This window comes from Pseudomonas sp. NPDC090592, assembly GCF_044769185.1.
Taxonomy (GTDB): Bacteria; Pseudomonadota; Gammaproteobacteria; order Pseudomonadales; family Pseudomonadaceae; genus Aquipseudomonas.
Map to the genome: position 1 here is coordinate 20317 of NZ_JBIVXJ010000041.1, position 21534 is coordinate 41850.

Consider the following 21534-nt stretch of genomic DNA (forward strand, 5'->3'; position numbering starts at 1 on the left):
CAGAATTTGTCTGTCGGGGAATTACTATCCGCCGAAAGCGTCTTTAATGAGAAGGAAGAGGGACTAGCTCCCACCGCAGTGGCAACTGGCCCGGCGGATTTTTACATCACCAAGGAGAACTACATGCTGATACTCACCCGCAAGGTTGGCGAAAGCATCGTCATCAACGATGACATCAAAGTCACCATTCTGGGCGTCAAAGGGATGCAGGTGAGGATAGGGATCGATGCACCGAAAGATGTCCAGGTTCATCGCGAAGAGATCTTCAAGCGTATCCAGGCTGGCAGCCCGGCCCCGGAAAAGCACGACGACTCGCACTGAGCGACCCGCCTCAAGCCGCACGGACGCGCTTGATCGCCCCACGCCTCAGGTGCCGAGCAGCTCGCGCACCTTGGCGATCATACTGTCCATGTCGAAGGGTTTGTCGAATACGGCAGCAAACAGCTCCGGGCACCCCTGGTTGGCTTGCGCGCCACTCATGAGAATAACGGGCAACTCGCTCAAAGCCGGGGTCTTCGCGCATCGAACGCACCAGCTCTTCACCGTTGAGCAGGGGCATCATGTAGTCGGTAATCACCAACTGCACACGTTTTTCCTTGAGCGCCTCCAGCGCCTTGCAGCCATTGCTCGCCTTTTCAACCAGATAGCCTTCGTCCTCCAGGGCAAAACCGAGGATATCGGCAATCAGGTATTCGTCATCGACGATCAGGATGGTGTTCATGGGCCGGCGTCCTCACCCGCCCCCTTGCGGCACCGGCGTTCCCGACAGCACGCCACAGGCACCTTCGAACGCCTGGCGCAAGGTAATGCCTTGCGGCCCGATTACCAGCTCGTGCAAGGCAGGGTCATGGTGGCTGTCGCGCACCTTGAGGATCGACAGCATGCGCCGCAGCTGCGAGTCCAGCTCAACGAAACGCATCAGCATCAAGTTGTCGACGATGCTCGACAGGTCCGGGGCCGGCGCGCTGATTTCAGAGCCGAAGATATCGCGCATCTCCCAGGTCAGCATCACACTGACATCGCGTGCACGCAGCTCGCCAGCCAAGGCGCGGAAAAACGCATTGAGCCGCGCCGGGTCGACGGCCAGCCGACTGAACGCTCCGAGGCTGTCGATCAGTACGCGCTTGCTGCCCTGCGCCTCGACACGCTCGAGCAGGCGCGCACCGACCTGGTCCAGCAGGCCCTCGGTTGTCGGTTGCCAGCACAACTGCAGGCTGCCGGCCTGCTCCATCGCTGCAAAGTCGTAGCCCAGCGACGCAGCCTTGCTGCGCAGGCGCTCGGGCGTTTCGTAAAAGCCGAAATGAAGCCCCGGCGCCTGCGCGGTACTGGCGCCAAGAAAGGCCAGCCCCAATGAGGTCTTGCCAATACCTGAGGGCCCGATCAGCAAGCTGACCGAGCCCATGGACAGCCCACCATCGAGCATTTCATCCAGGCTTGGCACGCCACTGCCAATGCGTGCCGGGGTGGCGCTGCCCATCTGGCTGGGGTGGCTGAACAACGCCTCCAGGCGCGGGTAGACATGCATGCCGCTTTCATCGATAAGGCATTCATGGCGCCCCGATAATGCGGCACTGCCACGGGTCTTGCGCAGCTGCACATGGCGCACCGCGCGGCTACCCACCAGTTGCTCGCCCAGCTCGATCACGCCATCGACCATGGTGTGCTCCGGGCTACCCTCGTCCAGCCTGGCACTGGTAAGCAGCAGCACCGTGCAGCCAGCAAACGCTGCATGGCCTTGCAACTCGGAGACAAACTTCTTGGTGTCCAGCGCCGTTTCCGCACGCACCCGGGCGTTGAGCACGCCGTCGACGATCAACAGGCTGGCCTGCTGCCGGGCGATTTCCTGGCGCAACAGCCGCACCACGGCATCCAGGCCCTCCTGTTCAAGGGTGTCGAAGGCACTGACGAACTGGATCTGGTCGCCGACCAGCGCGGGGTCGAAAAAGTCCAGGGTGCCCAGATACTGGAACAGCCGTTCATGCGACTCGCTCAGCAAGGTCGCCACCAGCACCCGGCCACCGCTGCGCACGTGGCCGCAGGCCAACTGGTTGGCGAGAATGGTCTTGCCCGCGCCCGGCGGGCCCTGAATGATGTAGGAGGCACCGGCCACCAGGCCACCCTTGAGCAGCGCATCGAGCCCTGCGATACCTGTCACCAGCCGCTTGAGTGACTGCGCCATGATGATTACCTGTCGAGATTGCTGGGGGGCTTGTCCTGATACGTTGGCAAGTAAAGCTGCATGGAAGTTCCATGGCCGGGCTCGCTATCGACAAAAATGGCACCGCCGCTCTGCCTGGCAAAGCCATAGACCTGGCTTAGCCCCAAGCCGGTACCCTTGCCAAAGGGCTTGGTCGTAAAGAATGGCTCGAAGATGCGCGGCAGCACCTCGGGGGCAATGCCCTCGCCGCTGTCTTGCACCACGAAACGCACGAAACGGCCGTGCAGCCCTTCCACTTCTCCAGCCAGGTCCACCACCTCGGCGGTCAGGCCTATGCGGCCCTCCCCGGCGATGGCATCACGGGCATTGAACAGCAGGTTCAGCAGCACCATCTGCAACTGCCCTGCATCCACCTCGATCAACGGCAAGCCAGCCTGCAACTGCACATGAAGTTCAATCGAGCCTGGCAACGCATGCTCCAGCAGCCCACGGGTAGCGGCAACAAGGTCGGCCGGGGCAACACAGGCCACGTCCAGCTGGCGATGGCGGGCAAAGCTGAGCAGTTGCTGGGTCAGTTCCGTGCCGCGCTGCCCGGCATCGATGATGTGTTGCAGCATGCGCTGGATACGCACCGGGTCGTGGCTGCCCAGTGCCAGGCGCGCCGAGCTGAGGATGATGGTGAGCATATTGTTGAAGTCATGCGCCAAGCCGCCGGTCAACTGGCCGAGGGCCTCCAGCTTCTGCGCCTGGAAGAGTTGGGCGCGCACGGCGTCCAGTTGCATCGCCGAGTCGCGACGGTCGGTGATATCCCGGGTCACCTTGGCCAGGCCAATAATCTGGCCCTGCTCATCGCGAATCACGTCCAGCGCCGCCAAGGCCCAGAACTTCGTGCCATCGTTGCGCACGCGCCAACCTTCATCCTGCGCCACGCCCTGCTCCAGCGCCTGGCGGAGCAAGCGTTCGGGACGGCCCTCGACGCAATCCTGCGGGGTGAAAAAAAGCGAGAAATGCTTGCCGATCACTTCATCGGCGCGGTAACCCTTGATCCGTTGCGCGCCAGCATTCCACGACACCACATGGCCGGAGGGGTCGAGCATATAGATGGCGTAATCCACCACCGACTGAACCAGCTGTTCATAGCGGTGGGCAGGCATGACGGGGTGATCAAGGCAGTCAGCTGAAACCATGCAAACTCCATTGGCACAGCAGGAGGGACGATATGAGCCTGGCGAGGCTCAGCGCTCTGGCTCGATCAACACGGGGCTGATGCGCCGTGGCATGGCCACTTTCAGCAGCCACAAGCCAACCAGCATGATAACCCCACCGCCAGCCAAAGCCAGCAGTCGTTGCGCCTGAGGGTGCTCGGCATCGAAACCCAGCATCAGTAGATATCCGCCCAGGCTGATCAAGCTGAGGAACAGAAACGCTCCCAACACGATCACCTGCGCAAACAGCACCCGCCAGAAAAGCCGTGGGCGCACGACACGCTCGCAAGGGTCAGGCTGAGTCATCGTCGCGTACCATTGGATCCAATAAAACAACAACAGTGGCGTAATGACAGCAGCGTGTCAATTACCCGTGCAACCAGCCCCTCATGCTGTTGATCATAGGTGCTGTGGTTGACTCAACTATAACAATGGGTTATAAAGCGCCCTTGATTGCAAAGCCCTTCTGCTTAGAAGCGAGCTGGTCGCTGCGACCCCTTCAAGCGTGCGAGTGTGGTGGAATTGGTATACACAGCAGACTTAAAATCTGTCGGCGTGAGCCTTGCGGGTTCGAGTCCCGCCACTCGCACCAAACTTCGTTGAAAAGGCGCCCCTGCGGCGCCTTTTTGCTACCTGCCAGCAATGTTTCGCGCAACTGCTAGAGTGGAGCTTGTCCCCGTCCACTGGAACGCCACCATGCGCTACTCCCTGTTCGATGGCCAACGCGACATCATTATCCTGATTGCCCGCGTGCTGCTGATGATCCTGTTCGTCTTGTCTGGCTGGGCCAAACTGACCGGCTTTGATGGCACGGTCGGCTACATGACGTCACTGGGCGCCCCCGCCCCCATGCTGGCGGCAGCGATTGCCGTGATCATGGAGTTCGTGGTTGCCATCCTGCTGATCCTTGGTTTCTACACGCGGCCGCTGGCGTTTCTGTTTGCGCTGTTCGTGCTGGGTACAGCGCTGCTGGGCCACCCGTTCTGGAACATGGTCGACCCCGAGCGCAGCGCCAACATGACCCAGTTCCTGAAAAACCTCAGTATCATGGGCGGCCTGCTGTTGCTTGCCGTGAGCGGCCCAGGACGCTTCTCGGTAGATGGGCGCTGAGTCAGTCGTCTTCGCAGTCGTCAAACCACGCTGGGTGATCACGCTCCTCGTCGTCGAGGTCATCCAGCATTTCCTCGTGTTCTTCCACTTCATCCTCGGCGCCTTGGGCATCCGCCTCATGCTCAACGTCGTCGTAGAGAAATTCATGGTCAAGCAGGTGATCGTGCTCGGGTTCGTGCAGGTCGTCTTCGTCGCGCATGCTGGCTCCTGGGGGTAATGGCAGGCCTGTATAGGCCGAACAGGTTCCGAGGTCAATGCGTTGCCAGTTAATCCTGGGTTAACCCACCAGGTGCAGCCTGCAGGCTCTCCCTTCAAACGTTTTTTGCCCGCCCATCATGGCGGGCTTTTTTATCGCAGTGCGCACATCACAGCCTCATGACCTGCAGTTCACGAAATGCTGACAAACGGATGGGCACACTGGCCCTGCTCCGTACGTTCTTGCAGCCCGCCGCATTGTTGCCGCGGGCTTTTCTTTTTGTGGCGAACTCCTTCAGCCATGACCTGAAGCAGTTTTGCCTGGCGACGCAAGGGCTATGCTGATCCGGCAATAACCCAAGCTCACTCGGATAGACACGGAGGCTCTTATGAAAGCTGCTGTTGTTGCGCCAGGCCGTCGCGTGGATGTGGTGGAAAAGACCCTGCGCCCTCTCGAACACGGCGAAGCGCTGCTTAAGATGCAATGCTGCGGTGTTTGCCACACCGACCTGCACGTGAAAAATGGCGACTTCGGCGACAAGACCGGTGTCGTGCTGGGCCACGAAGGCATTGGCGTAGTCCAGGAAGTCGGGCCGGGCGTGACCTCGCTCAAGCCGGGCGACCGCGCCAGCGTTGCATGGTTTTACCAGGGCTGCGGGCATTGCGACTATTGCACCAGCGGCAACGAAACCCTGTGCCGGGAAGTGAAGAATTCCGGGTACACCGTGGACGGCGGCATGGCCGAAGCCTGCATCGTCAAAGCCGATTATTCGGTCAAGGTACCTGACGGCCTCGACTCCGCCGCCGCCAGCAGCGTTACCTGCGCCGGCGTGACCACCTACAAGGCGGTAAAAATCTCCAACATCCGCCCCGGCCAGTGGATCGCCATCTACGGCCTCGGCGGGCTGGGCAACCTGGCGCTGCAATACGCCAAGAACGTGTTCAACGCCAAAGTGATCGCCATTGATGTCAACGAAGAGCAACTGCGCTTTGCCAGTGAAATGGGCGCCGACCTGGTGATCAACTCACGCACGGAAGACGCAGCGAAGGTTATCCAGGCCAAGACCGGGGGCGCCCACGCAGCTGTGGTCACCGCTGTTGCCAAAGCCGCCTTCAACTCGGCCGTGGACGCGCTGCGCGCAGGCGGCCGCCTGGTTGCCGTCGGGCTGCCGTCAGAGTCCATGGACCTGAACATCCCCCGCCTGGTGCTGGACGGGATCGAAGTGGTCGGCTCGTTGGTAGGCACACGGCAAGACCTGCAAGAGGCCTTCCAGTTTGCCGCTGAAGGCAAAGTAGTGCCTAAGGTAACCCTGCGGCCGATCGAGGACATCAACCAAATCTTTGACGAGATGCTGGAGGGCAAGATCAAGGGCCGCATGGTGATCCAGTTCGAAGGTTGATAGCCTGAGGGCTAATGCCAGTCAGTCAAGACTGCCGGGGCTGCTGCGCGGCCCATCGCAGGCAAGCCAGCTCCCACACCGATTGCACTGAACTCAAGCCATGCGCCGTACTTGTGGGAGCTGGCTTGCCGGCGATGGGCAGCAACGCGGCCCCAAATTGCTTAACTGACCGGCATTGGGCCGATCATTTCGAACGACCCAAAGCCCGTGGATGATCATTCACGGGCTTTTGCCCTTTCAATCGTCAAGGAGCAGACCATGAGCTTCGACTGGCACGCCGGGCCGATTACCCGCACCACGCCACTGGACAAGCACTACCGCAACACGCAGAAAGTGCGTCAGTTTCTGCTCAGCGAGTGTGGCCAGGCATTCAGGTTCGACCGCGCCTTCATGGCGTGGATCAAGAGCGGCACGCCGTCCACAATGGGCGACGTCGCGGATGAATGGCTACGGATGCATCGGTGAGATTCATCAGCTGATACCTGCACGCATGCCTGCGATGCAGCTGCTTCCTCCAACATCTTGTCCAATGCTTCAACCATGCTGGAATAATCCATTTCCTGACTACCTCGCTGGTGGAATGGGCTTGAGGTCAACTCTAGCTTGCGAACATTTCAATACGTGGTACGGGGACCGGTGCGTATTTACCCCCTCCCTTCTGATGACCCGCGTAAGGGTGGTGCGGTTCAAGAAAAGTGCTCAAGATGCAGCATCGAGCCTGTGCACACGAGGAGATGGGCATGTCTATCCGAAGCTTGGCCAAGCACCTACCGCCAGACCCTTCCAGAACGGGCTGGGTGATGGGATGGGGCGTTCTGAGAGACAGGCATCCATGGCATTTCGTCGACGTCTATGCCGACCAGAAAACGGCCGAAGCGGAGGCAAAGCGCCGAGGGGAAGGCTACGTCGTGGAGTTCGGCTCACATCGCCTGGGGTCGCGTGAATTTGTGTGCGGCGTAACCTTGCCTGAAGGCTAGCGCCCAAGCGGAAACGATCAGATTTTCGAGCGCGCAAATAAAAACCCCGCAGACGTTAATCTGCGGGGCTTTCGAATGGTGGAGGCCGAGGTCGGAATCGAACCGGCGTAGACGGATTTGCAATCCGGAGCATAACCACTTTGCTACTCGGCCTCAAAGGTTGGATCTAGCTGCTTACGCTTTGCTATCTCCTTGAAACGCTGAACCTTTTTCAAAGTTTGCTGCGTTTCGATGGGCGCCATTATGTCTTCATTCTTTTAACCTTGCAACCCCCTGAACGAAAAAAAATTTCAACGGGTTCAAGGTGTTAGCGCAGGCGGCCGAGTTTACTCCACAAACCCACCACGGTGTTCTCCACCGCGCCACTGGCTGCCACGCCAATTCGCTCTTGCAGGCTCTTGCGTTCGGCATAGTGCAGGTGGAACAGGTTGGCGTTGCGTGCGCGCGCGCTGAGGTATTCGTCGCTGGTCTGCAATTCGTCCACCAGTTGGCGGTTGAGTGCTGCCACACCCAGCCACACTTCGCCGGTAGCCACTTCGTCAATATGCAACTGCGGGCGGTAGCGGGCAACGAAGTCCTTGAACAGCTGATGGGTGATGTCCAGGTCTTCCTGGAACTTCTCCCGGCCCTTCTCGGTGTTTTCGCCAAACACGGTCAAGGTGCGCTTGTACTCGCCAGCGGTCAGCACCTCGAAGTCGATATCGTGCTTCTTCAGCAGGCGGTTGACGTTGGGCAACTGCGCCACCACGCCGATCGAACCCAGCACGGCGAACGGCGCGCTGACGATCTTTTCGCCGATGCAGGCCATCATGTAGCCGCCGCTGGCAGCCACCTTGTCGATGCACACGGTCAGCGGGATGCCCGCCTGACGAATGCGCGCCAGTTGCGACGCCGCCAGGCCATAGCTGTGCACCAGGCCGCCACCGCTTTCCAGGCGCAGCACCACTTCGTCACGCGGGGTGGCGAGTGTCAGTAGCGCGGTAATCTCATTACGCAGGCTTTCGGTGGCAGAGGCTTTGATATCGCCATCAAAGTCCAATACGAAGACCCGGCCCTTCTCCTCGGCCTTGCCTTTCTTGTGCTTCTTTTCCGCCTTGGCCTGCTGCTTGCGCAATGCCTTGAGCTGGGACTTGTCGAGCAGGCCAGACTCCAGGCGCTCACGCAGGTCCTTGTAGAATTCGTTCAGGCGGGTGACCTGCAATTGCCCACCCGGTTTGCGCCGCCCTTTGCCGCGCAGCCCGGCGATGGCCGACAGCACCACCAGGATGGCGATGACCAGGGTGGCGGTTTTGGCGAGAAAGCTTGCGTACTCGGCAAGAAACTCCACGTTGACTCCTTGAATACTTGCGCCACTGCGGCGCATGACTGTTGCAAGCATACCGTTGCGCCTGAGGTGCTGCCAGCCGGTGCAAACGCTGGCAACATCTTTCAAACAACCTTTTCAAACGCTTGTATGTTTTTTCGTTGACAGCCCGTGTGCTGCATCCTAACCTCGCAGCAACCTCCAACAGGCCGGAAACTTCAGTGGGCAACCTCTACCTTATCCGACATGGCCAAGCCTCCTTCGGTGCCGACGACTACGACGTCCTCTCGCCCGTGGGCATCCGCCAGAGCCAGGCCTTGGGTGAACACCTCGCCCAGTTGGGGGTAAGGCTGGACCGCTGCCTGGCGGGCGACCTGCGCCGCCAGCAGGATACCGCGCAGCTGGCCATGCAAGCCTTGCAAGCCAGTGGCTGCGCGGTGCCGGCTGTTGAGACCGACGCGGCGTTCAATGAGTTCGATGCCGACGGCGTCATTCGCACCTTGCTGCCCGGCTTGCTGCCGGAAGAACCAGGCGCCCTGCACATCCTGCGCAATGCTGCGCAGCACCGCAGTGAGTTCCAGCGGCTGTTCGCCTTGATGGTGCAGCGCTGGCACGATGGGGAACATGCCGACGACGGGCTGGAAACCTGGCAAGCGTTCACTGCCCGCGTAAAAGGTGGCTTGCAACGCGTACTGGATACTGCTGGCAGCGGCGACAATATCGCCATATTCACCTCGGGCGGCACCATTGCCGCCCTGCTCCACCTGGTTACCCGTATCACCCCCAGCCAGGCGTTCGCGCTGAACTGGCAGATCATCAACACGTCGCTCAGCCAGCTGAAGTTCCGCGGCCGCGACGTGGCACTGGCTTCCTTCAACAGCCAGGCCCATGTGCAACTGTTGAGGGCGCCGGAGCTTGTCACCTACCGATGAGCCCGGTTTGTTGTGTCCCTGCGGGGACGTGTAAATAACTCTATAAGGAATGCGCCATGACCTCCGTAGCTGATGCCGTCAAAAAGATGCAAGAGAAGTTCAACCCATCCGCTGCCGCCGGCCTGGACCTGGTGTTCGGCTTCAACATCACTGACGAAGGCAAGCAATACGCGCTGATCGTCAAGGACGGCACCTGCGATCTGCAGGAAGGCGAGAACCCGGACGCCAACTGCACCCTGGTGATGGACAGCGAAACCCTGAAGGGCATCGTCAGCGGCGAAACCGACGGCATGCAGGCTTTCATGGGCGGCAAGCTGCGCGTTGAAGGGGACATGATGCTGTCGATGAAACTCAGCGAGCTGTTCCCGTCCTGAGGACTGGGAATACCGGATGATCAAAAACCGAAGCCTTGCCGGCTTCGGTTTTTTTTTGCCCTGCATTCGGTGCAGTGATCCACCTGCAACACCCTTACCTATTTGGCACCTGGCACGCTTGTTCCAGCCTCGGCAGGCCATTAGATTAGCCAATAGTCCTTGCGATCGAGAATAAGGAAAACGCATGACGCTCACCGACCAGTCCACCCAGGTACGCCCCGGCGAAGAACTCGACGCGGCCGTCATCGACCCTTACCTCAAGGCGCATATCCCCGGCCTGGATGGCCTGCCCGGCATCAGCCAGTTCCCAGGCGGTGCCTCCAACCTCACCTACCTGGTCAGCTACCCGGGCCGTGACTTCGTACTGCGCCGCCCGCCATTCGGGCAAAAGGCCAAGTCGGCCCATGACATGGGCCGCGAGTTCCGCATCCTCAACCAGTTGAACGACGGCTTCCCCTACTGCCCCAAGGCCTATGTGCATTGCACCGACAGCAGCCTGATCGGCGGCGAGTTCTATGTGATGGAGCGGGTCCAGGGCATCATCCTGCGCTCGGATATCCCCGCCGAGCTGAACCTGGACGCCGGCCGCACCGAGGCCCTGTGCAAAAGCTTCATCGAGCGCCTGGTCGAACTGCACCAGGTGGACTACAACGGCTGCGGCCTGGCCGACCTGGGTAAGCCGGAAGGCTACGTGCAACGCCAGATCGAGGGCTGGAGCAGCCGCTACGAAAAAGCCCTGACCCCGGATGCCCCGCGCTGGGAACAGGTGATCGCCTGGTTACACGACAAGATGCCCGCGGACCACCCCAAGCCCGCCATCGTGCACAACGACTACCGCTTCGACAACGTGATCCTCGACGCCGACAACCCCATGCGCATCATCGGGGTACTGGACTGGGAAATGGCCACCTTGGGCGACCCGTTGATGGACCTGGGCAACAGCCTGGCCTACTGGATCGAGGCCGACGACCCCGCACCGGTGCAACTGATGCGGCGCCAGCCGAGCAATGCGCCAGGCATGCTCAGCCGTCGCCAGTTCGTCGATTATTACGCCGAGCGTGCGGGCATCCAGCTCGACAACTTCGATTACTACTATTGCTATGGCCTGTTCCGCCTGGCCGGCATCGTGCAGCAGATCTACTACCGCTACTACCACGGCCAGACCCAGGACAAGCGCTTTGCGCAGTTCATCCACATGAACCGCTTGCTGGAGCAGATGACCCTGCAGGTCATTGCCAAGTCCAGCCTGTAAGCCACGACCACGACGACGGATAACAAGGAAAACAGCATGTCCAAGACCCACCTGTTCGACCTCGACGGCAAGATTGCCTTCGTTTCCGGCGCCAGCCGTGGCATCGGCGAGGCCATCGCCCACCTGCTGGCGCAGCAAGGGGCTCATGTGATCGTTTCCAGCCGCAAGCTCGACGGTTGCCAGCAGGTGGCCGATGCCATCATCGCCGCAGGTGGCAAGGCCACGGCAGTGGCTTGCCACATCGGTGAACTGGAGCAGATCCAGCAGGTGTTCGCCGGTATTCGCGAGCAGTTCGGCCGCCTGGATGTGCTGGTCAACAACGCCGCCACCAACCCGCAGTTCTGCAACGTACTGGACACCGACCCGAATGCCTTCCAGAAGACCGTGGACGTGAACATCCGTGGCTACTTCTTCATGTCGGTGGAAGCCGGCAAGCTGATGCGTGAGCACGGTGGCGGCAGCATCATCAACGTGGCATCCATCAACGGTGTGTCCCCCGGCCACTTCCAGGGGATCTATTCGGTAACCAAGGCGGCGGTCATCAACATGACCAAGGTCTTCGCCAAGGAGTGCGCCCAGTTTGGCATTCGCTGCAACGCCCTGCTGCCGGGCCTGACCGACACCAAGTTCGCCTCAGCCCTGGTGAAGAACGATGCCATCCTGAACGCCGCACTGCAGCAGATCCCGCTCAAGCGCGTGGCCGACCCCAGGGAAATGGCCGGCGCAGTACTGTACCTGGCCAGCGATGCGTCCAGTTACACCACCGGCACGGCACTGAATGTAGACGGCGGTTACCTGTCCTGATCAGGCTTTGACCGCCACCAAGCTGTAGCTCAGGGGCAAACGTGCGGGATGTTCGCGCAAGCGATACTCACCGTCGTTGCCCTTGACCATCTGCCCCGGCAGCGCCTCCCAGGGGATGCTTTGGTGCTCGACCAGTGCCACCAGCTGCAACCCATGCGCAAGCAAGGCCGTGATGACTTCGCCCAGGCCGTGGTTCCATTCGTGGGTTTCGGTGTGGGCAAGGCGCTGATCGGTTTCGACATACGTCTGATCGTTGTGCCACACCGTTGGCGCTTCGTGCTCGAAGTACGGGTACTCGAGCTGCAGGCGGTCCTGGTGGTCTTCATTGACGGCCATCAGCATCGGATGCCCATCGCGCAGGAACAGCCGGCCGCCAGGCTTGAGCAGCGCTGCGACCGTGCGTGCCCACGGCTCGATGCGGGGCAACCAGCACAATGCGCCGATACCGGTGTAGACCAGGTCGAAGGTGCCGGCCGGCAGCACATTGTCGGCGGCATAGACGTCGGACTCGACATAGTCGATGGGTGCCGCGCAACGCTCGGCCAGTATACGCGCCTCGGCCAGCGAAGCTGCGGAATAGTCCAGCCCGCAGACCTTGGCACCCAGGCGCGCCAGCGAGAGGGTATCGGTGCCGATGTGGCACTGTAGGTGAACGGTGTTCAACCCGTCGATATCGCCAAGCAACGGCAGGTCGAAGCGCACGGTTTCGGAAAGGTGCCCGGGGCGCTGGACCAGAAGTTCGACTTCGTAGTCTTTGGAAGCAGCGTGCAGCGGGGCGCGTTCGTCCCAGCTGGCGCGGTTGAGTTGCAGTGAGCGGTCCATGGTGTCGTCCTTGAGGGGTAGAGGCTGATGCTAGCGTCCACCTACTTCCCTGCGACACCACTACCTTGCTAAAAATTGTAAAGCTGGTCTCCATACTTGTGGGAGATTGCCCAGCCCACTGGGCTGCGCTGTCGCGCAGGGAACTGATGCCGGGCGCACCGCGTACCCTGTGGGAGCGGGCGTGCCCGCGAAGAATCCAACGCGATGCATGGCACCGGCTGCGCCGGTGTTCGCGGGCATGCCCGCTCCCACAGGGTATGCGCGCTCCTACAGGATATGCGCCAGCTTTACAGGCAAGTAGCCGCCGCCGCGCGGCGCTGCAGGGCCACGCCGTCATTCTTCTGCGCGTAGTAGTCGACCCGCGCCCCACCCGCCTGCGGGTAAACGTCGACAAACGCTTCGGCCTCGCGGGTATACACGGTAAACCCACCCTGCTTGCGCGGTTCCAGGTAGCCACTGGCATCGTCGCCGAACACCTTCTCTTCCTGCCAGCTGAACTGGATGCACTGCGCCACCAGCTCCGGCGCCTTGTGCGAGTCGAGCTGGGCGGTGGGCTTGCCGCCGCGGGCCGTATCCATGGTCGCAGAAGCACAACCGACCAGCATCAGCGCCGCAGCCATCGGCAGAATCGCACGCATGTTCCATCCTCGGGGGTAAAAAAGAACGCGACTCTAGCACCGACGGCTATCGCGAGTGAATTGTCACGCGCATGCCGCTGTCGCAGATAAGGTACGCCGCCATAAGGAGCACGACATGAAACTTGCCTACCTGCTACTCGCCGCCCTGCCCTGCCTGCCGCTGGCCGCCAGCGCCGCGCCCTCCAGCGAAGAAAGCATCACCGCCCCGCAAACCCACAATCGCGAGCTGAGCGTTGGCGACAAGGCACCGGACCAGTACAAACGTGACGACCAGGCGATCAAGGACTGGAAAGCCAAAGGCCTGCCCGCCCCCGAGAAAGAAAGCCACTGGGTACGCATGGGCGACCACTACGTGCTGGTGCAGATAACCAATGGTGTGGTGCTGGCGATCCAGCCAGCGTCCTGATTCAACCCGCCTCGACCATTGCCGCCATGTGCACCGTGTTGCGCCCGGCGGCCTTGGCCTGGTACAGCGCCGCATCCGCCTGGGCCAGCAAGCTGGCGGTGTTGTCCTTGGGCCCAGGCACGCCACACCACAGGCCAACGCTGAAGCGCAACTCGATCTGGTCACCGGCAAAACACGCCGGGCTGCGCGCAATGGCCTCGCGCAGCCCTTGCAGCGCGGCCATCGCCCCACTGCGGTCAGTGCCGGGCAACAACAGCAGGAACTCCTCACCGCCATAACGGCCCAGGCAGTCCCCCTGGCGCAGCCGCTGCTGCAACTGGCGCACGCAGTGGCATAACACCTCGTCGCCTGCCAGGTGCCCGTACAGGTCGTTGATGCGCTTGAAATGGTCGATGTCGATCATCGCCACGCCCAGGCTGCCTTGTTGCTGGCGAGCCCGGTCCAGCTCCACGGCAAACCGCTCCAGAACTGCCCTGCGATTGAGTGTGCCAGTCAGCACATCGTGCAGCGCCAGGTGCTGCAAGCGGGACTCACTGCGCTCCTTGGCCATCAGGACCAGCCCGAGCGAGTACATCATCACCGTGGCGGTACCGATCGCCACGGAAATGCTCTGCTTGAGGTTGCTGGTGTCATAGCGCATTTCCACCGCCGTGCCACTGGCAACCGCCACCACCCGCATACCCAGGCCGACCAGACTGATCAATGCACCGATCTGCAGCAACAGGTGGGCCTTGCCCGGCCGCTCGGCATGGCGCCGCGCCCAGTACAGGATCATTGCGCATTGCAGCATCAGCACCAGCGTCGCCAGGAGCATGCGCGGTTCCAGCGTATCGAGCAGCAGCATCAGCCCCACCAGCATGCAGGCGGGGATGACGAAAATGACGCGCCAGGGCACCACCTGCTCACGCACCCGGAACAGGCTGGCGGTGTAGAACGCCAGGGCCAGCGACAGCAGGCTGTTGCCCAGGCCATAGCTGAGCCATAGGGGCGCCTGGGCATACACGGTGTAGCAGACGTAGGCCAGGGCATGCACCAGCAGCCCGCAGCCAGTGAGCAGAAGGTTGTCGCGCCGGTTACTGCGCCCTACCAGCAACAAGCAGAAGGCCATGATGGTTGCAACCAGGGCAACGGCGGCGAACAACGTGGGGGTATGGGCGATCATCGTGATTCACCGTGTGGCAGATTGCCGTCTTGGCTGCGGCTTACCTCACAGTTTAGAGGGGCATTAGCGGATCGACCATGGCCGAGTGGGACAGAACAGCAACCCACAAGCACGCCACTCATCGCTGGTGCGACAATTTTTTGCCCGCTCGGGAAACCAAATGGATCATTCCCAGTCTCAGCAAGTGCCCTGTAAACCATTGCGGATCAAGGACCTATATCGTGATGACCCGCCTTGCAAGCCTTTCTCTGATTGCTGTTGCCCTGCTTACCGCAGGCTGCCACAGCCATCGCTACCATGACGACGATGACGGCTGGCGTGACCGCGACCGCGGTCATCGCCACCACCACCGCCATGACCGCGATGACGACGACGATCGTCAATACCGCGGTGACCGCTACTACCGCTGAAGCGTCTTTACACCCCTGACCCGCCGCCCGTTGCGCGGCAACTTAACCTGATGATTCCTTTGAGGTTCGTATCATGCGTCTGACTCTGCCTTCCCTTGCCCTCGGCCTGCTGCTGTGCCAGGGCGCTTTCGCCGGTGACGGTACTGCCGCCATTGGTGGTGGCCTGGGTGGTGTCCTGGGTAACGTTGTTGGTCAACAACTTGGCGGCAAGACTGGCGCGGCCATCGGCGCCGGCGTCGGCGGTGCCGCTGGCAGTGCGGTAGGTGCACGTAAAGGCAACCGTACCGAAGCAGCTATCGGCGGTGGCCTGGGCTCGGCGGGCGGTTCGCTGCTGGGCGGCGCGGTGGGCGGCAAGACCGGCTCTACCGTAGGTGCTGGCCTGGGTGGTGCGGCCGGTGGTGCCATCGGTAACCATCTGGGCGACAACAACGGCAGCAAGAAGCACCGCCGCCACCGCCACTAATTACCAACAAGGGCCGCTTTGCGGCCCTTTTGTTGCAGCACATCAACACCCCCTTCATTACAAGCCGGCACACTGGCTGCTACTGTCTATCGTGCCCCCGTGTGAAGGAACACCCCCTCCCCATGAACCCAGCGCTGCTCTGCGTCCTCGGCCTGCTGGCCATCGTCATCGTCCTGTTCGTCATCAACCGCCCACGCATGGACGTGGTCGCACTGCTGGTGATTCTGGCCCTGCCGCTACTCGGCATCCTTACCGTGGAGCAGGCCCTGGCCGGCTTCAGCGACCCCAATGTGGTGTTGATCGCCGCCCTGTTCGTGATTGGCGAAGGCCTGGTGCGCACCGGCATTGCCTACCGCATCGGCGAATGGATGAGCGAGCGGGCAGGCAACAGCGAGGCACGCCTGCTGGTGCTGCTGATGGTGGCCGTGGCCGGGCTTGGGTCGATCATGAGTTCCACCGGCGTGGTGGCCATTTTCATCCCGGTGGTGCTGAGCATCGCCGCGCGCCTGCAGCTCTCGCCCAGCCGCCTGATGATGCCGCTGGCGTTCGCCGGCCTGATCAGCGGCATGCTCAGCCTGGTGGCCACACCCCCCAACGTGGTGGTGCACAGCGAGTTGGTGCGCACAGGCGAAGCGGGCTTCAGCTTTTTCAGCTTTACCCCGTTCGGCCTTGTGGTGCTGGTGCTGGGCATCGGCTACATGCTGCTGACCCGGCACTGGCTCAATGGCGAAGTGCGCAAGGATGGCCGCGTGGAAACCCGTCGGACACTGCTGGACCTGGTGCTGGACTACAAACTCAATGGCCGCGAACGGCGCCTGCGCATCCGCCCCCACTCGCCGCTGATCGGCCACACCCTGGGCGAACTGGAGTTGCGCACCCGGCACGGCGCCAACGTGATCGGCATCGAGCGCCAGCACAAGTTCACCACACGCGTGATTGCCGCCGACTCCAGCACCGTACTGCACCAGGGCGACGTACTGCTGCTCGACCTGTTCGCCAACAGCGACGACCTGCGCAGCCTGTGCCAGACCATGCAACTGGAACCGCTGCACTTCAAGGCTGCCTATTTCATCGACCAGTCCCAGGAGCTGGGCATGGCCGAGGTCTCGCTGCCGCCCGGCTCACAACTGATCGGCAAAAGCATTCTGGAACTGGCCTTTCGCACCCGCTTCGGCCTCAACGTGGTCGGCCTGCGCCGCGAGCAGGCGGCAGTCGAAGAACAACTGGTGGAAGAAAAGCTGCGCCTTGGCGACACACTGCTGGTGGTCGGCCCCTGGAAAGCCGTTCGCCAATTGCAAGGTAAACCCAAGGACTTTCTGGTACTGAGCCTGCCCGCCGAGATCGATCAGGTGGCACCCGCTCGCACCCGTGCGCCACAGGCGTTGCTGAGCCTGGCGGTGATGGTGGGGCTGATGGTGAGTGGCGCCGTACCCAATGTGATGGCGGCGCTGATCGGTTGCCTGCTGATGGGTGCCGGGCGCTGCATCGACATGAACAGCGCCTACAAGGCCATTCATTGGCAAAGCCTGGTGCTGATTGTGGGTATGCTGCCATTTGCCCAGGCCTTGCAGAAAACCGGCGGCATCGACCTGGCGGTGGGTGGGCTGGTCAGCGTGCTGGGGGGCGCCGGGCCCGTTGCCATTCTTGCCTGCCTGTTCGCCGTCACTGCGGTGATTGGCTTGTTCATTTCCAACACCGCCACCGCGGTATTGATGGCGCCGGTGGCTATCAGCACTGCGGCGCAGCTGGGCATGTCACCCTACCCGTTCGCCATGACCGTGGCGCTGGCCGCGTCAGCCGCGTTCATGACGCCAGTGTCATCGCCGGTCAACACGCTGGTGCTGGGCCCAGGGCAATACCGCTTCGCCGATTTCGTCAAGATTGGCGTGCCGTTCACCTTGCTGGTAATGGGGGTAACCGTGTTCATGGTGCCGTGGTTTTTCGGGCTGTGAGAAACAGCCGGCCGCAAATCCCGGGAATTTGACATTATGTCGACGGATCGCGGCAGATTGACATCAACTACCTTGACGAAACACACTGCGGGTCATTGCCCCAGGTGCTTCAAGGCGTTGTCCTGGATTTCGTTTCCGCTTGTCGGTCGAGCCCATGGTTTTTCCTGCACAATCGCGCTTGTTGCCTTATGTCGTTCTGCTTTGCCTGACCTTTGCCCTCACCCTGGGCGGCATCCTGGCACGCCCGATCGAATCACTGTCGCTGTTCTGGCCGGTTAATGCGGTGTTGGCCGGGGTATTGCTGCGCTACCCCCGCCAGGCCACGCTGACCGGCTTCAGCCTGGTGTGGCTGGCCATGGTCGGTGCCGACCTGCTGTGTGGCAGTGCCTGGGCCCCGGCCCTGTGGTTCAACCTGTGCAACCTGGGTGTTGTGGTTACCCTTTGGCAATTGCTGTCCCGCCTGCCGCGCCTGCACCGGCGCATGCGCACCCCACATGGCGTGCTCAGCGTGTTTGCCGCCTGCGCCGCCGGCGCCATGGTGGCCGCCAGCATGGCAGCCGCCATGGCCGCACCGTGGTTCGAACAGTCGTTGCGTGCCACCTGGCTGGCGTGGTTCAGCGAACAGTTCTCGACCAGCGTGCTGGTGCTGCCTGTGTTGCTCACCGCACCCTCGGCAAGGGTCCTGGTACGCAGTGGTGCCCACCCCATCCGCCTGGCACCGCTGCTGGGTCTGCTGGCCTCGCTGGCGGTCAGTATTGCCTTTGGCGGCCCCGGCGCCATCGCCTTCCCGATTGCCGCCCTGCTGTGGTGTGCCTGGACCTACTCACCGTTCATGGTGTCACTGCTCACACTTACCGCCGGCAGCACCTTGATTGTGGCGGTGGCGCAAAACCTCATGCACTTCAGCGTGCCGCAAAGCGAGCCTGGGGTGACCACGTTGATGTCGGCACGCCTGGGCATTGCCATGCTGGTGCTCGGCCCGCTGGTGGTGGCCTGCGTCAGCCAGGCCAACCGTAGCCTGATGGCCCGCCTGGCGCACCAGGCCACCGTCGACCACCTTACCGGCGTACTCACCCGCAGTGCCTTCACCCGCCGTGCCAATGCACTGCTGGACAGCCGCCAGCAGTATACCCAGGCACTGCCGCTGACCCTGATGATGCTGGACATCGACCACTTCAAGTCGATCAACGACGCCCATGGCCACGCAGTGGGTGACCAGGTGCTGCGCCAGTTTGCCAGTACCCTGCAAGACCAGTTGCACAACGATGAACTGCTCGCGCGCCTGGGCGGTGAGGAGTTCGTGGTCATTGTCCCGGGCCTTGCGCCAGAACGGGCCAAGTTCACCGCCGAACGCCTGCGCCGCGCCGTACAGGACCTGCACGTGGTACAGGCTGACCAGGGCCTGCAGATTACCGTGAGCATCGGCCTGGCCGGCTGCGACGCCGACCGCCCGGCCCCCAACCTGGACGCGTTGCTGGCCAGCGCCGACCAGGCGCTTTACCGGGCCAAGGCCCACGGCCGCAACCGCGTCGAGCAGGCCGAAACGCAGCGCCAGGTGATCTGAGCTAACCGGCCAGCAAGTCCCATGACAGCTTGGCGATCAGCACGCACAACAACACCAGGAACAGCCCGCGGACAAAGCCGGCACCCTTGCGTACCGCCAACCAGGTACCGGTCAAGGCACCGAGGATGTTGCATACCGCCATGGGCAGGGCAATGGCGTACAACACATTGCCCGTAGGCACGAAGAACACCAGTGCCGCCAGGTTGGTGGCAATGTTCACCACCTTGGCCGAAGCCGATGCGTGCAGGAAGTCCAAGGCGAAGAACCGGATGAACAGGAAGATCAGGAAGCTGCCGGTGCCCGGGCCGAACAGGCCATCGTAGAAGCCGATCGCGCCGCCGATCAGCACCGCCAGGCACTGTTCCTTGCGGCCGATATGCGCAGGCTTGTGCAGGGTGCCGAAATCTTTCTTGCAGAAGGTGTAGACGGCCATCAGCACGATCAGCACCAACACCGCCGGGCGCATCACGCTGGGGGGCACCAGCGACACCGTCGCGGCGCCGGCAAACGACATGACGAAGGCGCTGAGCGCCGCCGGCACGATCAACCCCCAGTCCAGCGTTACCTTGCGAATGAACGAGCGTGCAGCGAAGGCTGTACCACAGACCGACGCCAGCTTGTTGCTGCCGAGCAGTGCCGCCGGCTGCGCAGTGGGCAGCACGTTGAACAAGGCAGGAATCTGGATCAGCCCGCCGCCACCCACGGCGGCGTCGATCAGCCCAGCGGCGAAAGCGAACACGGAAAGTACAGCGATATCCATCATCATGCAGGCCCAAAAGCGGTGAAGTCGCCTGCAAGGCTAATCAAAAGGCCGCGCTTGTGTTGAAATGCCATATTGCAAAAACTGCAACAAGGGGCAGGCAATGGCATTGGACATGCTGCGGGAAATCCAGGCGTTCGTCAGCGTGGCGCACAAGCGCAGCTTCGTGGCCGCCGCACGCTCGCTGGGGCGCTCACCCAGTGCGGTAACCCGTGCAGTACAAACCCTGGAGGACAACGCCGGCACCAGGTTGCTTAACCGCAACGCCAACGCCGTCACCCTGACCGAAGCCGGCGAGCGCCTGTTGCCACATGCCGAACGCTTGCTGGATGTGCAACGCGATGCCGCCGATGAACTGGCTGCACTCAGCGGCAGTGCCCAAGGCTGGATACGCTTTGCCGTGCCGCAACTGCTCGGTGAACACGTACTGCCGCACGTGCTCGCCGAGTTTTCCCGCAACCACCCCCACGTAACCCTGGACATCCAATACAGCGACGCAGCCCTGGACCCGTTGCAAGGCAAATTCGATTTCGTGGTGCGCGGTGCCTTCCCGCAATCGAGCGAGCTGATCGGCTACCCCCTGTGGACTTACCAGCGCCACCTGTATGCCAGCCCGGCGTACCTGGCGTTGGCCGGCATGCCACAGCACCCTGAAGAGCTGCAAGGGCATGCGCTGATCCTGCACACCGCCCCGCGCATTCTCAAGGACTGGCACTTTTGCCGCGACGGCGAAATTACCAGCCTGCACCCCCGGCCCAGATTGCGCCTGGGCTCGGGCGCTGCCGTGTATCACAGCACCCTGGCCGGTGCCGGCATCGCCCGTTTGGCAGCCTGGGTGGGCGAAACGCAGGTGAAGGCCGGGCGCCTGGTGCGGGTATGCCCTCGCTATCGCCTCACCTCCAGCAGCGGCCAGGACCCGCAGCTGCATGCCCTGTACCCTGCTGGCGAGTTGCCAGCGCGGGTGCGTGACCTGCTGGCAGCGTTGCGCCGTGCCGGTCAGAGCTGCTGAATCAGCCCCCTGAAACAGCTGTTCAATTTCTGCTCAATTTAACAGAGCCCGCCGTGGGCTTGGCTTCCAGAACTTTATCCACAGACCTACCCACGTTTTTTGTGGACAGATTTCCCAGCGCAAAGAATGACTTATCACAAATCCAGCAAGGCCGTATTGGCCAGTTTGACCAGCTCGATCCACTCCGGCGTGCTGATCACCCCTGCTTGCTCCAACGCCTCGGCACTGCGCAGCGCCTGGTCATAGCCCTGCTCATCAAGTGTGCCTTCGGCGAGAAAACGGCTACGCCACTCCAGCATGGCTGAAGTGCCTTTCTTGCATTCCATTAATGTGTCGACTCCAACGCAAAAAGACCGGCTCGAATGAGCGGCGGCGGGAGACTACACGAGGTTTCTGGACTTGAGAATGACTTGCACCTACCGCTGATCCAGCCGTGCAAGGAGAGGAAATAATGGCCATTTGCCAAGAATTTGGGCCCATCGTTGAAGTAGACGGGCCGCGGAGGAATAACCCCAGTGGAACTCAGCTTGGCGGAATCGTGCCAAGAAGACCGATCAGAATGGTCAGCAGCAGAAAACCACCCAGGAACAGCGCCATCTTGCCCATTGGAACCTCTAGAGTTGCGATGCGGGAATGGG

General features: G+C 61.8%; 25 protein-coding genes, 2 tRNA genes and 1 pseudogene. 16 read left to right on the forward strand and 12 right to left on the reverse strand.

Translation table 11 applies throughout. The features are described 5' to 3' along the window. The first annotated feature begins 123 nt into the window (after positions 1 to 123). Positions 124 to 321: a carbon storage regulator CsrA gene (csrA, locus tag ACIQUI_RS26020; protein WP_004375914.1), complete on the forward strand. Its 198-nt coding sequence runs from the start codon at positions 124 to 126 to the stop codon at positions 319 to 321. A gap of 45 nt (positions 322 to 366) precedes the next feature. On the opposite strand, the pseudogene ACIQUI_RS26025 reads toward csrA, so the two are convergent. The 4 genes and pseudogenes from ACIQUI_RS26025 to ACIQUI_RS26040 all read right to left on the reverse strand — a co-directional run bounded on the left by ACIQUI_RS26025 (position 367) and on the right by ACIQUI_RS26040 (position 3669). Further along, positions 367 to 721: pseudogene (locus ACIQUI_RS26025) on the reverse strand (response regulator). Between the two features lie 12 nt (positions 722 to 733). After that, the gene (locus ACIQUI_RS26030; protein WP_403203546.1) at positions 734 to 2179 is read right to left on the reverse strand and encodes an ATPase domain-containing protein; all 1446 of its coding nucleotides are present in this window, start codon (positions 2177 to 2179) and stop codon (positions 734 to 736) included. Positions 2180 to 2184: 5 nt separating this feature from the next. Continuing rightward, positions 2185 to 3345 (reverse strand): nitrogen regulation protein NR(II), encoded by a 1161-nt coding sequence (locus ACIQUI_RS26035; protein ID WP_403203548.1) that lies wholly within the window; start codon positions 3343 to 3345, stop codon positions 2185 to 2187. Positions 3346 to 3393: 48 nt separating this feature from the next. Continuing rightward, positions 3394 to 3669, reverse strand: a complete 276-nt coding sequence (locus ACIQUI_RS26040) for a hypothetical protein (RefSeq protein ID WP_403203550.1) — start codon at positions 3667 to 3669, stop codon at positions 3394 to 3396. A 201-nt stretch (positions 3670 to 3870) separates the two neighbouring features. Here ACIQUI_RS26040 and ACIQUI_RS26045 point away from each other — a divergent pair. Further along, a tRNA-Leu gene (locus ACIQUI_RS26045) sits at positions 3871 to 3955 on the forward strand. 104 nt (positions 3956 to 4059) lie between these two features. Continuing rightward, positions 4060 to 4473 (forward strand): DoxX family protein, encoded by a 414-nt coding sequence (locus tag ACIQUI_RS26050; protein ID WP_403203552.1) that lies wholly within the window; start codon positions 4060 to 4062, stop codon positions 4471 to 4473. A gap of 1 nt (position 4474) precedes the next feature. Here ACIQUI_RS26050 and ACIQUI_RS26055 read toward each other — a convergent pair whose 3' ends face one another. Further along, positions 4475 to 4672: a hypothetical protein gene (locus ACIQUI_RS26055; protein ID WP_403203554.1), complete on the reverse strand. Its 198-nt coding sequence runs from the start codon at positions 4670 to 4672 to the stop codon at positions 4475 to 4477. 385 nt (positions 4673 to 5057) lie between these two features. On the opposite strand from ACIQUI_RS26055, the gene adhP reads away from it, so the two are divergent. The 3 genes from adhP (at position 5058) to ACIQUI_RS26070 (ending at position 7045) form a co-directional block, all read left to right on the forward strand. Continuing rightward, entirely contained in the window at positions 5058 to 6068 is a 1011-nt protein-coding gene (gene adhP, locus ACIQUI_RS26060) for an alcohol dehydrogenase AdhP (RefSeq protein WP_019096527.1), read from the forward strand. Between the two features lie 258 nt (positions 6069 to 6326). Beyond that, complete coding sequence (locus tag ACIQUI_RS26065; RefSeq protein WP_403203556.1) at positions 6327 to 6533, forward strand: DUF6434 domain-containing protein; 207 nt, start codon at positions 6327 to 6329, stop codon at positions 6531 to 6533. A 275-nt stretch (positions 6534 to 6808) separates the two neighbouring features. Further along, the gene (locus tag ACIQUI_RS26070; RefSeq protein WP_403203558.1) at positions 6809 to 7045 is read left to right on the forward strand and encodes a hypothetical protein; all 237 of its coding nucleotides are present in this window, start codon (positions 6809 to 6811) and stop codon (positions 7043 to 7045) included. A 79-nt stretch (positions 7046 to 7124) separates the two neighbouring features. Here ACIQUI_RS26070 and ACIQUI_RS26075 read toward each other — a convergent pair. Continuing rightward, a tRNA-Cys gene (locus ACIQUI_RS26075) sits at positions 7125 to 7198 on the reverse strand. A 154-nt stretch (positions 7199 to 7352) separates the two neighbouring features. Beyond that, positions 7353 to 8372: a protease SohB gene (sohB, locus tag ACIQUI_RS26080; RefSeq protein WP_403203560.1), complete on the reverse strand. Its 1020-nt coding sequence runs from the start codon at positions 8370 to 8372 to the stop codon at positions 7353 to 7355. 197 nt (positions 8373 to 8569) lie between these two features. Between sohB and ACIQUI_RS26085 the strand changes: the two genes are divergently transcribed. The 4 genes from ACIQUI_RS26085 (at position 8570) to ACIQUI_RS26100 (ending at position 11710) form a co-directional block, all read left to right on the forward strand. Next, positions 8570 to 9280 (forward strand): histidine phosphatase family protein, encoded by a 711-nt coding sequence (locus tag ACIQUI_RS26085; RefSeq protein WP_403203562.1) that lies wholly within the window; start codon positions 8570 to 8572, stop codon positions 9278 to 9280. A gap of 56 nt (positions 9281 to 9336) precedes the next feature. Then, a complete protein-coding gene (locus ACIQUI_RS26090) occupies positions 9337 to 9654 on the forward strand; it encodes an SCP2 sterol-binding domain-containing protein (RefSeq protein WP_016487959.1) in 318 nt (105 codons plus the stop codon). A 184-nt stretch (positions 9655 to 9838) separates the two neighbouring features. Beyond that, on the forward strand, positions 9839 to 10906 hold the full coding sequence (locus ACIQUI_RS26095; RefSeq protein WP_403203564.1) for a phosphotransferase family protein: 1068 nt from the start codon (positions 9839 to 9841) through the stop codon (positions 10904 to 10906). Positions 10907 to 10942: 36 nt separating this feature from the next. Next, the gene (locus tag ACIQUI_RS26100) at positions 10943 to 11710 is read left to right on the forward strand and encodes an SDR family oxidoreductase (RefSeq protein ID WP_403203566.1); all 768 of its coding nucleotides are present in this window, start codon (positions 10943 to 10945) and stop codon (positions 11708 to 11710) included. Here ACIQUI_RS26100 and ACIQUI_RS26105 read toward each other — a convergent pair whose 3' ends face one another. Both ACIQUI_RS26105 and ACIQUI_RS26110 read right to left on the reverse strand, forming a co-directional pair. Continuing rightward, entirely contained in the window at positions 11711 to 12532 is an 822-nt protein-coding gene (locus ACIQUI_RS26105; RefSeq protein ID WP_403203568.1) for a class I SAM-dependent methyltransferase, read from the reverse strand. Positions 12533 to 12819: 287 nt separating this feature from the next. Then, complete coding sequence (locus ACIQUI_RS26110; protein ID WP_403203570.1) at positions 12820 to 13170, reverse strand: hypothetical protein; 351 nt, start codon at positions 13168 to 13170, stop codon at positions 12820 to 12822. A gap of 115 nt (positions 13171 to 13285) precedes the next feature. Between ACIQUI_RS26110 and ACIQUI_RS26115 the strand changes: the two genes are divergently transcribed. Beyond that, a complete protein-coding gene (locus ACIQUI_RS26115) occupies positions 13286 to 13576 on the forward strand; it encodes an RcnB family protein (RefSeq protein WP_403203572.1) in 291 nt (96 codons plus the stop codon). 1 nt (position 13577) lies between these two features. Here ACIQUI_RS26115 and ACIQUI_RS26120 read toward each other — a convergent pair whose 3' ends face one another. Continuing rightward, positions 13578 to 14738, reverse strand: a complete 1161-nt coding sequence (locus ACIQUI_RS26120) for a GGDEF domain-containing protein (protein WP_403203574.1) — start codon at positions 14736 to 14738, stop codon at positions 13578 to 13580. A gap of 224 nt (positions 14739 to 14962) precedes the next feature. On the opposite strand from ACIQUI_RS26120, the gene ACIQUI_RS26125 reads away from it, so the two are divergent. From ACIQUI_RS26125 to ACIQUI_RS26140, 4 genes are all read left to right on the forward strand, one after another. Continuing rightward, positions 14963 to 15148 (forward strand): hypothetical protein, encoded by a 186-nt coding sequence (locus ACIQUI_RS26125; RefSeq protein WP_391137102.1) that lies wholly within the window; start codon positions 14963 to 14965, stop codon positions 15146 to 15148. 73 nt (positions 15149 to 15221) lie between these two features. Next, positions 15222 to 15611 (forward strand): glycine zipper domain-containing protein, encoded by a 390-nt coding sequence (locus ACIQUI_RS26130; RefSeq protein ID WP_391137105.1) that lies wholly within the window; start codon positions 15222 to 15224, stop codon positions 15609 to 15611. A gap of 122 nt (positions 15612 to 15733) precedes the next feature. Continuing rightward, positions 15734 to 17563: an SLC13 family permease gene (locus ACIQUI_RS26135; RefSeq protein WP_403203577.1), complete on the forward strand. Its 1830-nt coding sequence runs from the start codon at positions 15734 to 15736 to the stop codon at positions 17561 to 17563. A 139-nt stretch (positions 17564 to 17702) separates the two neighbouring features. After that, on the forward strand, positions 17703 to 19127 hold the full coding sequence (locus ACIQUI_RS26140; RefSeq protein ID WP_403203579.1) for a diguanylate cyclase: 1425 nt from the start codon (positions 17703 to 17705) through the stop codon (positions 19125 to 19127). A gap of 1 nt (position 19128) precedes the next feature. On the opposite strand, the gene ACIQUI_RS26145 is transcribed toward ACIQUI_RS26140, so the two are convergent. Further along, entirely contained in the window at positions 19129 to 19890 is a 762-nt protein-coding gene (locus ACIQUI_RS26145; protein ID WP_403203581.1) for a sulfite exporter TauE/SafE family protein, read from the reverse strand. A 100-nt stretch (positions 19891 to 19990) separates the two neighbouring features. On the opposite strand from ACIQUI_RS26145, the gene ACIQUI_RS26150 reads away from it, so the two are divergent. Beyond that, positions 19991 to 20896, forward strand: coding sequence for a LysR substrate-binding domain-containing protein (locus tag ACIQUI_RS26150; protein WP_403203583.1), 906 nt, complete (start codon positions 19991 to 19993; stop codon positions 20894 to 20896). Between the two features lie 134 nt (positions 20897 to 21030). Here ACIQUI_RS26150 and ACIQUI_RS26155 read toward each other — a convergent pair whose 3' ends face one another. Continuing rightward, positions 21031 to 21222, reverse strand: coding sequence for a hypothetical protein (locus ACIQUI_RS26155; RefSeq protein ID WP_403203585.1), 192 nt, complete (start codon positions 21220 to 21222; stop codon positions 21031 to 21033). Between the last annotated feature and the right edge of the window lie 312 nt (positions 21223 to 21534).

Bases quoted from the DNA above. Each gene is read 5' to 3' on its own strand.
- csrA (WP_004375914.1), top strand. From the start codon at position 124: ATGCTGATACTCACCCGCAAGGTTGGCGAAAGCATCGTCATCAACGAT.
- ACIQUI_RS26030 (WP_403203546.1), bottom strand. From the start codon at position 2,179: ATGGCGCAGTCACTCAAGCGGCTGGTGACAGGTATCGCAGGGCTCGAT.
- ACIQUI_RS26035 (WP_403203548.1), bottom strand. From the start codon at position 3,345: ATGGTTTCAGCTGACTGCCTTGATCACCCCGTCATGCCTGCCCACCGC.
- ACIQUI_RS26040 (WP_403203550.1), bottom strand. From the start codon at position 3,669: ATGACTCAGCCTGACCCTTGCGAGCGTGTCGTGCGCCCACGGCTTTTC.
- ACIQUI_RS26050 (WP_403203552.1), top strand. From the start codon at position 4,060: ATGCGCTACTCCCTGTTCGATGGCCAACGCGACATCATTATCCTGATT.
- ACIQUI_RS26055 (WP_403203554.1), bottom strand. From the start codon at position 4,672: ATGCGCGACGAAGACGACCTGCACGAACCCGAGCACGATCACCTGCTT.
- adhP (WP_019096527.1), top strand. From the start codon at position 5,058: ATGAAAGCTGCTGTTGTTGCGCCAGGCCGTCGCGTGGATGTGGTGGAA.
- ACIQUI_RS26065 (WP_403203556.1), top strand. From the start codon at position 6,327: ATGAGCTTCGACTGGCACGCCGGGCCGATTACCCGCACCACGCCACTG.
- ACIQUI_RS26070 (WP_403203558.1), top strand. From the start codon at position 6,809: ATGTCTATCCGAAGCTTGGCCAAGCACCTACCGCCAGACCCTTCCAGA.
- ACIQUI_RS26090 (WP_016487959.1), top strand. From the start codon at position 9,337: ATGACCTCCGTAGCTGATGCCGTCAAAAAGATGCAAGAGAAGTTCAAC.
- ACIQUI_RS26095 (WP_403203564.1), top strand. From the start codon at position 9,839: ATGACGCTCACCGACCAGTCCACCCAGGTACGCCCCGGCGAAGAACTC.
- ACIQUI_RS26100 (WP_403203566.1), top strand. From the start codon at position 10,943: ATGTCCAAGACCCACCTGTTCGACCTCGACGGCAAGATTGCCTTCGTT.
- ACIQUI_RS26105 (WP_403203568.1), bottom strand. From the start codon at position 12,532: ATGGACCGCTCACTGCAACTCAACCGCGCCAGCTGGGACGAACGCGCC.
- ACIQUI_RS26110 (WP_403203570.1), bottom strand. From the start codon at position 13,170: ATGCGTGCGATTCTGCCGATGGCTGCGGCGCTGATGCTGGTCGGTTGT.
- ACIQUI_RS26115 (WP_403203572.1), top strand. From the start codon at position 13,286: ATGAAACTTGCCTACCTGCTACTCGCCGCCCTGCCCTGCCTGCCGCTG.
- ACIQUI_RS26120 (WP_403203574.1), bottom strand. From the start codon at position 14,738: ATGATCGCCCATACCCCCACGTTGTTCGCCGCCGTTGCCCTGGTTGCA.
- ACIQUI_RS26125 (WP_391137102.1), top strand. From the start codon at position 14,963: ATGACCCGCCTTGCAAGCCTTTCTCTGATTGCTGTTGCCCTGCTTACC.
- ACIQUI_RS26130 (WP_391137105.1), top strand. From the start codon at position 15,222: ATGCGTCTGACTCTGCCTTCCCTTGCCCTCGGCCTGCTGCTGTGCCAG.
- ACIQUI_RS26135 (WP_403203577.1), top strand. From the start codon at position 15,734: ATGAACCCAGCGCTGCTCTGCGTCCTCGGCCTGCTGGCCATCGTCATC.
- ACIQUI_RS26145 (WP_403203581.1), bottom strand. From the start codon at position 19,890: ATGATGGATATCGCTGTACTTTCCGTGTTCGCTTTCGCCGCTGGGCTG.
- ACIQUI_RS26150 (WP_403203583.1), top strand. From the start codon at position 19,991: ATGGCATTGGACATGCTGCGGGAAATCCAGGCGTTCGTCAGCGTGGCG.
- ACIQUI_RS26155 (WP_403203585.1), bottom strand. From the start codon at position 21,222: ATGGAATGCAAGAAAGGCACTTCAGCCATGCTGGAGTGGCGTAGCCGT.